Raw genomic sequence first — 6,807 nt, 5'->3', positions numbered from 1 at the left:
CGGTCGCCTCCTGCAACTCCCACGCCGACGCCGCCGTCACGAACGGACTGCGCGGGAATGCCACCGCCACACCCGTCGACAGGTCCAGGCCCGGCGCCGCCTGCGAGGCCACCGCGGCGTTGAGATACGCGGTCCGGCCCGTCTCGGTGAACAGCATTCCGGAGAAGCCCGCGGCCTGCACCCGCCCGGCGAGATCGCCGATCGTGCCCAATGGCTGCGGCGTCGTCATCGCGTCGACCTGCACGGTCGAACAGTACGCGGAATGCCTGGTTTGGTCACCGACTCCGCGGGTACCGATGCACCACCAGAGCAAACGTTAGGGGCATTTCAATGCTGACCAGGAAAACACTCGCGACCGGTGTCGCGGCGACATCGATCATGTTTGGCTTCGGCGCCGTGGCGCCTGCCTGGGCCACCAGCAATATTCAGGTACTGGGAGTGCAGGAGACCGTCAAGGACATCAACGGACCGCTGACCGGCTACACGGTCACCGGGCTGATGCCGAGTTCCGACCCCGTCCCGTATCCGGTCGCAGGCCGGTTGTACGAGGCAACGGTGAAGACCGACGCGGTCGTCGGAACGGTCACCCCGGCGCCCTCGCTCTTCAATGCCCGCGCCGAGAACGGCGACAACTACCCCTCCCTTGCCGCTGTCGCCAGCCTCGGCGGCCCGGTCGGACAGGGCGGAAGTAGCACCGGCAAGGTGTACTTCGACGTCGTCGGCTCAACGCCTAACAGCGTCGTCTATAACAACGGCTTCGAGGACATCCTCGGCTGGATCCAACCGCCCGGCGTCGCGCCGGAAGAGGTGGCTCCGCCGGCCGGCGGTGGCGGAGCGTCCAGCGGTGGCGGCGGCGAGGGATCGACCGGCCCCAACCAGGCCAGCCCCAACACCTCCGGCGGCGAGATCGGTGGCGGAGAAGGCGGCACCCAGGGCGGTGGCGGCAACTTGGATTCCGGCGGCGGTTCCGGCGCTCCCAACGGCAACACTGGTTAACCGAGCGGCTATCCGGGCGGCGCGGTTCTGGGCTGGAGGCCCGACCGCGTCGCCGGTACTTCGACGATCGCGGCCACGAGGCACGGGCCACGGGCTCGGGCTCAGGCCACGGGTCAGCTGACCTGGATGACGACCTTGCCCCTGGCATGACCCGTTTCCACCGCGGCCAGCGCCTCGGCGGCCTCGTCGAACGGACGGATGTCCTCGACATGCGGATCCAACTTTCCGTCCGCGGCCATAGCGCCGACGATCTCGAGAACGCCAGGCGTGCCGCCTCGCTCGATCATGTGCCCGCCGAGCCTCTCCGCCGTGCCCGGATCGCCGGCAGAGATCAGCTTGGAGCGGTCTGTCAGCAGGTCGGCCACCGCCCCCAGGCTGGCGCCGCCTGCGAGGTCGAAGATCGCGTCGACGCCGTCGGGCAAAAGCTGGCGGATGCGCTCGCCGACCCCTTCGCCGTACGGCACAAGGGTGACGCCCAGCGTTTCGACGAACGCCCTCTTGGCCTCGCTGGCGGTGCCAATGACGTTGATGCCGAAGTCTCGGGCGATCTGGGCCGCCGCCACGCCGACGCCGCCGCTGACGCCGTTGATCAACAGCGTCTGCCCCTCGACGAGTTCGAGTTGGTGGACACCGTCGTACGCGGTGGACGCCGCCACGGCCAGCGCGGCCGCGTCGGTGAACGACAGCTGTGTCGGCTTCTTGGCCGCGTCGCTCGCGGTGACCAAGGTGTGCTCGGCATACCCGCCCGACCCCGGCGACACCCGGCCGAAGACTTCGTCGCCGACGGAGAAGCCGTCGACGTCCTGGCCGACCTCACGCACGACTCCCGACACCTCGGAGCCCAGCACCGCGGGTAGGTCGCTCTCGTTGGCCGCACCGAACATTCCGGACCGGATCTTCCAGTCGACCGGGTTGACGCCGGCGGCGCGGACTTCGACCAGCAATTCGCCGGGCATCGGTGACGGCATGTCGAGGTCGAGGAATTCCTGCACCTCCGGTCCTCCGTTGGTGCGGTATCCGAACGCTCTGACCATGTGCCCCGTCCTATCTCCGATGAGTGTGTCCAACGGGGTGTACCCAATCGCGCCTGGCAGCTAGGACAAGAAGTGTTTCGCCCTGTGCACTTCGGCCCACACGCGATCGCTGACGTCGGTCAGGGAGACCATCAGCATTTCCTCAGTCGAGTGGAACACCATCGAGTCCGAGGCGAGGGTGGCGATGGGGTAGCCGTCGCTGTGGTTCCAGTTCGTGACGATGTCCGGGTCGCGCAGCATCTCAAGGCACGCGCGAGGCGGCGTTTCTGACTGTTTGGCGAGCAGTGACCTCAACGATTGGCCCTCCAGCGTTTTCGACGTGTGGTAGCCGAGCAGCCGTTCGCAGGCGGGGTTGGCGTAGACGACCAGTCCGTCGAGTGCGATCACAATCGTCGCGGTGTCCAGCCGGTTCAGCAGCATATCGGCGGGACGCCCCTGTAGCAGCTCAGCGGAGTTGCGGCAGGTTTTTGGGAGGTTCTGGGGCTTCCAGGTGTCGGTTTCGAACATGGTGCTCCCGGCATTGCGGATGTCACCTGTTTTGGCCGGTGAGAGCGGGTGCTTCTGCGAGGCGGCGGCACACAGCGGCCACCTCGACCCGGCCTGAGCTGATAACTCAACTAACCGCAGCGTATCAAGGTCGTGGGCGTAGGGCGATGTCCTCGAGGGTCAGGTGCGCTCTCGGAGACGACGCCCCAGCCCGGACGCTCGCACCGCGCGTCGTTCGACGGCGGCCCGCAACGCCGCTTCGGATCCGATGACGCGCACCCGCGTCTTCGCCCGGGTCACCGCCGTGTAGAAGAGCTCGCGCATCAGCAGCCGAGAATCCTCCTGCGGCAGCAGCACCGTCACCTCGTCGGCCTGGCTGCCCTGGCTCTTGTGGATGGTCATCGCGTGCATCGTGTCGACGTCCGACAGCCGGCTCGTCGCGAACTCCAACTGCTCGGTTCCGGCGATCACCGCCCGCAACGCGCCGTCGCGCACCACCGTGACGCCCGTGTCGCCGTTGTATAGCTTGAGCCCGTAGTCATTCGCCGTCACCAGCACCGGCCGCCCGGCGTACCAGTCGGACCAGATCGCTTCGCCTGTCTCCTCGGCCAGCCACCGCTCGACCTGCCGGTTCCAGAACCGAACCCCAAACGGACCGCGGCGATGTGCGCACAGCAGCCGGTGCTCGTCGAGCGTCTGCAGCGCCACGTCGGCATTGCCGAGAATCGCCGCCTCACGCAACCGAAGCGCCTGCGGGACAACGACCTTGCGCAGGTGTTCTGCCGGTCGGTCCGTGTCGATCCACTCGATGTGCTCGCCGCCGGCCCGAAGCACCTCGACCGCCGCGTCCGCCTCGCCCGCCCTGATCGCCGACGCCAACGCGCCGATCGACTCGCCGAACCGGTGCGGGGTGTTCAGCGCCGCGAGCTTGGTCGGGTCCAACCCGTCGACCAGATCCGCCAGCACCGCGCCGGCTTCCACCGATGCCAATTGGTCCGGGTCGCCCACCAGGATCAAGCGCGCATCGGGACGAACTGCCTCCAGCAGCCGCGCCATCATCGTCAACGACACCATCGACGTCTCGTCGACGACGATCACATCGTGCGGCAGCCGGTTGCCCCGGTTGTGCCGGAACCTCGCCGACGTGTCCGGCCTGCTGCCCAGCAGCCGGTGCAACGTCGTCGCATGCATCCCCGACAGCGCCTCCTGGTCGGCGGCGTCCAACTTGCCGACCTCCAGCTGCACCGCCTCCTGCAACCGGGCGGCCGCCTTGCCCGTCGGGGCCGCCAGCGCGATTCGCAGCCGTGTGCCCGATGCCAGCAACGCCAGCAGCCGCGCCACCGTCGTCGTCTTGCCCGTGCCCGGCCCGCCCGTCAGCACCGTCAACCCCTGCGCCAGCGCCACTTTTGCCGCCGCGCGCTGCTCTTCGAACCCCGCAGGGAACAGCCGGTCGATGTCGGGCGACACCTTCTCCGGCTTCACCGCGATCATCGTGTGCACGTCGTCGGCGACCTGCTGTTCTTCCAGCCAGTACCGGTCGAGATAGAGAAGGTCTCCGTCGAGGCGCAACGCAGACGGTGTGCCGGCAAGCGGGCTCGCGCGAATGGCCGCCAGCCACGTGTCGACGTCGGGCCACGGCAAGCCGTCCACGCCGACTTGCTGCTCCACCGACCGCAGATCGACGCACACCGACCCGTTCCGCAGTGCCCGCACCGCGATCGCGACGGCCAGTGCGACGCTCTCGTCGGACTCCTTCGCCAGCGCGGTAAGCCGCTGCGCCACATGGATATCCGACGATTCGAGCACCTGCGCGTCGCAGAATACCTGAAGCAGGCCCGTCGCGCCGTGTGCCTGCCGCCATTCCACCGTCGTCATGCGGCCGCCCTGCCCTGGTCGAGCAGATCCGAGATCGCAGTGATCAGCGCCGCCGGTGGCCGCCAACTGAACACGCCCGTCGGGTGTCCGTCGACCACCGGTGTGTCGGGCCCGCACATGCCGCGCAGGAAGAGATACATGATGCCGCCGATGTGCTTGTCCGGTGTGTAGCCGGCCAATCGCCACCGCAGGAACCTGTGCAGCACAACGCTGTACAGCAGCGCCTGCAGCGGATAGTCCGAATGCAGCATCGCCTCGACCAGGCGCGGCTGGGCGTAGTCCGCCGCGGTCAGCAGTTCGGAGGGGTCGCCGAGCCAGTTCGTCTTGTAGTCGACGACCACATACCGGTCGCCCATCCGCAGCACCGCGTCCACCGAGCCCGACAGGTACCCCTTCAGCGGCTGGCCGCCGAGCGCGGCTCCCGTCAACCGGTCCGCGTAGGGCGCCAACGGGTCGTCCTTGGCCAGATGCGCGCGCAGCAGCTCGCCAAGCTCTGACAGCCGGATGTCCGGCGCCGCCGAGCGCAGATCGCCACCGGCCAAAGGGAATTCGAAGTCCATCTCCCGCATCCGGTCCTTGAGCCCGATCTGCCGCAGCGTCAGGCCGTCCGCCAGCGGGCCCAGGGGCGTGTCGTGCATCGGCACCATCGCCGCCGCCAACTCGGCGGCCGGAACATCCACCGGCCACCACACCGCGTGCTCGCGGATCTGCACCTCCAGCTCGGCCGTCAGGTCAGCCGCGAACGGGTCCGCCGTCTCCAACACCGCGTGCACCAGCGTGCCGAACTTCGCGCCCATCGGCAGGTCCGCCATCGGCGAGGGCACATCGACGCCGACCGTCGACGTCGTCACCGGGATCTCGGCGACCTCGTCGTCCAGCTCGATGACCTCCGGCTCGCTGCTCACCGGCGTCGACTCGGCCGCGCGGATCAGGCCCGAGTAGGACGTCCGTCGCCACGCCGCGTCGATCGAGCGGTGGAAGTGTCGCGCGCCCAGGTCACTTCGCGGCGCGGCGGTGGGCAACGCGGGGACCGGCCGCACCACCGACTCCTCTATGACGAACCCGCCCAGAGCCTCCCACTCGCGTAGCCGGGCCATCGCGTCGTCGTCGGAGATCTTGTCCGGCGAGCAGCGGTCGGGCACCTCGGCCTCGCCCGGCCGCCGCCCGCGCAGCAGCCGCGACAGTCCGCCGTTGGGTTCGTCCCAGGACGGCGCCCACCACGCGACCACCTGCGACTGCGCGCGCGTCATCGCCACATACATCAATCGGCTGACGTCGCTGGCGTCTTCTTTGCGGCCCAGCACCGACACGGCGTTGAAATCCGGGCTGTCGACGCCGCCGACGTGCAGGCACCGCTGATCGCCCTCGTGGAACAACACCAGCTTGCGTTCCTGCACATTGCGGTTGAACGCGAACGGCAGATAGACCACCGGGAACTGCAGGCCCTTGGCCACCCACACCGTCATGATCTGCACCGCGGCCGCGTCGTGATCCAGCCGACGCGCGCGTTCGGTTGCGCCGCTTCGCTCTTCGCGCTGCTCGCCCAGCCAGTCGCGCAGCGCGGGCAGGCTGAAATGCTCGCGGTGCGCGGCCTCCTGCAGCAGCTGCGTCATATGCGAGAGGTCGGTCATGTGCCGCTCGCCGCCCTGCCACGACAGCACCCGGTCGCTCATCCCATTGAGCTGCGCAGCCTCGAAGATGGCGGCGACGCCGCGTTCACGGGCATGGCCTGCCCACTCCCGCAACGTCTCTGCGACGTCGTCGGTCAGCGCGTCGCCGCCCTCGACGAGCGCATCGGCGGTCTTGCCGAAGAACATCGTCGCCGCGGCGGCCCGCACCATGCCCGACCGGTGCGGCTGGTCGAACGCCTCCAACAGCGTCAGCCAGTCCTCGGCGGCGTCGGAGTTGAAGATGTCGGAATCGCCGGTGTACACCGCAGGGATGCCTGCGTCGCCCAGCGACCGGTAGCAGGCGCGCGCGTCCTTGTGGCTCTCGACGATCACCGCGATGTCGCGCGCCTCCAGCGGCCGTCCGTCGAACGTGGCGCCGCTAATCAGCAGTGCACCGATGTCGGCCGCGAGGTCCCGCGGAATGTGCGAGCGCAGATCGCCGATCGCGATGGTCTTGGTCCCTTTGTAGCCGAACGGTCCTCGCGGCACGACGCGCAACCGGAAAGGTTCGTCGCACGGGGCGCCCTTGAGGCGCGCGCCGTGGTAGTGCGCCTCGACCTCGTGCACGATGATCCGCTCGTCCCCGAGCTGCGCGCCGCCCAGCAGCGTCTGCAGCCGGTTCACCAACGCGGCGTCGCTGCGCCAGTTCTTGCCGAGTGTCATTCGCACGCCGGCGGTTTCGGCCGCCTTGAGATAGGTGACGATGTCGCCGCCGCGGAACGCGTAGATGGCCTGCTTCGGGTCGC

The 6,807-nt window shown here is 68.7% G+C and carries 6 protein-coding genes; 1 reads left to right on the top strand and 5 read right to left on the bottom strand.

What is annotated here, in order from left to right; genetic code table 11:
* A partial coding sequence (locus tag QOJ24_RS22950; RefSeq protein ID WP_526265466.1) for an LLM class flavin-dependent oxidoreductase occupies positions 1-244 on the bottom strand: 244 nt, incomplete at its 3' end.
* A gap of 86 nt (positions 245-330) precedes the next feature.
* On the opposite strand from QOJ24_RS22950, the gene QOJ24_RS22945 reads away from it, so the two are divergent.
* Entirely contained in the window at positions 331-996 is a 666-nt protein-coding gene (locus tag QOJ24_RS22945; protein WP_526265464.1) for a DUF1942 domain-containing protein, read from the top strand.
* 113 nt (positions 997-1,109) lie between these two features.
* Here QOJ24_RS22945 and QOJ24_RS22940 read toward each other — a convergent pair whose 3' ends face one another.
* From QOJ24_RS22940 to QOJ24_RS22925, 4 genes are all read right to left on the bottom strand, one after another.
* Positions 1,110-2,030, bottom strand: a complete 921-nt coding sequence (locus QOJ24_RS22940; RefSeq protein WP_526265462.1) for an NADP-dependent oxidoreductase — start codon at positions 2,028-2,030, stop codon at positions 1,110-1,112.
* A 60-nt stretch (positions 2,031-2,090) separates the two neighbouring features.
* Positions 2,091-2,537, bottom strand: coding sequence for a PAS domain-containing protein (locus tag QOJ24_RS22935; protein WP_526265460.1), 447 nt, complete (start codon positions 2,535-2,537; stop codon positions 2,091-2,093).
* A 159-nt stretch (positions 2,538-2,696) separates the two neighbouring features.
* Positions 2,697-4,391 (bottom strand): exodeoxyribonuclease V subunit alpha, encoded by a 1,695-nt coding sequence (gene recD / locus QOJ24_RS22930; RefSeq protein ID WP_526265458.1) that lies wholly within the window; start codon positions 4,389-4,391, stop codon positions 2,697-2,699.
* Positions 4,388-6,807, bottom strand: a 2,420-nt coding sequence (locus QOJ24_RS22925; protein ID WP_526265456.1) for a 3'-5' exonuclease, incomplete at its 5' end; no start/stop codon positions are given. The genes recD and QOJ24_RS22925, both read right to left, overlap by 4 nt.

Origin of the sequence: Mycobacterium sp. (genome assembly GCF_032159775.1) — a bacterium.
GTDB lineage: Bacteria > Actinomycetota > Actinomycetes > Mycobacteriales > Mycobacteriaceae > Mycobacterium.
Note: the sequence above shows the minus strand (reverse complement) of the source record. Positions and strands in the feature narration are given on the sequence as shown.

Bases quoted from the DNA above. Each gene is read 5' to 3' on its own strand.
- QOJ24_RS22935 (WP_526265460.1), bottom strand. From the start codon at position 2,537: ATGTTCGAAACCGACACCTGGAAGCCCCAGAACCTCCCAAAAACCTGC.
- QOJ24_RS22945 (WP_526265464.1), top strand. From the start codon at position 331: ATGCTGACCAGGAAAACACTCGCGACCGGTGTCGCGGCGACATCGATC.
- recD (WP_526265458.1), bottom strand. From the start codon at position 4,391: ATGACGACGGTGGAATGGCGGCAGGCACACGGCGCGACGGGCCTGCTT.
- QOJ24_RS22940 (WP_526265462.1), bottom strand. From the start codon at position 2,030: ATGGTCAGAGCGTTCGGATACCGCACCAACGGAGGACCGGAGGTGCAG.